Origin of the sequence: Methanoregula sp. (genome assembly GCF_049686655.1) — an archaeon.
Lineage (GTDB): Archaea > Halobacteriota > Methanomicrobia > Methanomicrobiales > Methanospirillaceae > Methanoregula.
On sequence record NZ_JBAVIG010000006.1, the window covers coordinates 1 to 1,929 of the forward strand.

Consider the following 1,929-nt stretch of genomic DNA (forward strand, 5'->3'; position numbering starts at 1 on the left):
CCCTTGGGAGCGTGGGAAACGATCCGCGGACCGGGGATGCCGTGCCTCTCGCGCACCAACTCTTCATCCATGGGCAGGAGATCGGTAAGATCCTGTCAGGGACCGGGGACCTGCTCATCCTTGGCGAGTGCGTGCCGGGCGGGACGACGACCGCGCTCTGCGTGCTCCGGGCCCTCGGATATCCTGCCACGGTCAGCAGCAGTTTCGTCCGAAACCCTCTTTCTCAGAAAGAAGCGATCTGCCGGGATGTTCTCGCTGGTATCGCACCTGATACCCTCAAGGATCCCCTCGCAATAATCAGGTGTGTCGGAGATCCGATGATCCCGGTGGCGGCGGGTATTGCCCGTACGTATTCCGGGACGCTGGTGCTTGCCGGGGGAACCCAGATGCTTGCGGTATGCGGTGTGATCAGGGCGATGAAGGGTCTCCTGCCTGCCGTCGCCACTACCGTGTATGTCCGCGACGACCGAACGGCAAACGTGCAGGAGATTGTGGCGATGCTCGGGATGCCTGTCTATTATGTCGACCCCGGGTTTGGCGAACTCGGCCACGACGGCCTTGCCCGCTACTGTACCGGGGAGGTTAAAGAAGGAACCGGCGCCGGGGGGGCCATGTTCATGGCCTCGGTCATGGGCTTTACCCCGTCCCAGATCAAAGAGAAGATCTTTAGGACGGTCCAGGCATACAGCTGATCAGGCTTAATAGCCCTTTTATCATAAGGATCTGTAACAATGCTTCCCATCTGCGTGGTCAACAACTATGGGCAGTTCAACCACCTGATACACCGTGCCCTGAGAGATCTAGATATCGATGTGATGCTGATCCCCAATACGACCCCTAAAGAGGAGGTCGCTGCAGCGTACCGGGGCATCATTCTTGGTGGCGGGCCGGCGATCGAGCGGGCCGGGGTGTGTGCTGAGTACCTGGATATCGGGCTCCCGGTCCTTGGAATCTGTCTTGGGCTTCATATCATCGCGAGAAAGTTTGGCGGCGGGGTTCATCCGGGAAAATCCGGGGGATACGGATCGGTTGAGGTCACCATCCGTGATCATGACGATATTCTGGCGGGGTATCCTGAGAAGATTCCGGTCTGGGCATCGCATGCGGATGAGGTCTGCAGGGTGCCAGGCGGATTTACCCTCTTAGCCAGCTCCGGTATCTGCGGCATTGAGGCTGTTGCGTGCCCGGAGAAACGGATTTACGGGCTTCAGTGGCATCCTGAAGTCAGCCACACGGTTGACGGGAAACGGGTTTACGAAAATTTCGATGCGATCTGCAGAGAATAACGTGAACCGGATTTTGGATTAACTTTATCTGCCACAGTCCGGGTGAAGGCATATTTCTTGATCTCACCGGGCATTGGAACAATAAAAATGATCGTTGTTCCCGTACCTTGGGGAGAAGAGAACCGGATCATCGTGTACGGGACCGATTGTGACAGATCTTGTTTTTATGATACTGGAAGCGGCTGCACTACTGCATCCGGGGCCTCTTAATGGTCCAGCGGATCCGGCCAAAAATTTCCGTCCCGAAACCGCGATTTTACATATACATTCAACTATCAAATGTACATCCAACCGTTGCATGTACATCCAACTCAATTTTTCCAGATCCGGGGTGACTTCATGACCAGATCGCGCGTTTTTGTTTTGGAGTTCCGGACCGGTAAAAAAAGAATAATGTCCCGGGTCGATCCCGTACCGAATCTTTTTCTTTCAATACATGAGGAGACTTTGCCTGCCCAGAACATATTTTCGCATTGATGGTAGTGTCCCTCCCCGGAGTTATCGGCTATAATCTACCCCCCACCTCTTCTCACCGATATTACTTTGAGAAGCGTCACGTTTTTTAAGACCAAAACAGCATTGAAGTTTATGCGAGCCGAATCAAAAGTCCGGATTGGGATTGTTCTTATATGTCTGTGCTTAC

The 1,929-nt window shown here is 54.2% G+C and carries 2 protein-coding genes; both read left to right on the forward strand.

Annotation, left to right across the window (positions count from 1 at the left end):
• A partial coding sequence (locus tag WBL42_RS00565; RefSeq protein ID WP_424719317.1) for a TIGR00303 family protein occupies positions 1 to 692 on the forward strand: 692 nt, incomplete at its 5' end.
• 39 nt (positions 693 to 731) lie between these two features.
• Positions 732 to 1,286, forward strand: a complete 555-nt coding sequence (locus WBL42_RS00570) for a GMP synthase subunit A (protein ID WP_424719318.1) — start codon at positions 732 to 734, stop codon at positions 1,284 to 1,286.
• The last annotated feature ends 643 nt before the right edge of the window (positions 1,287 to 1,929 follow it).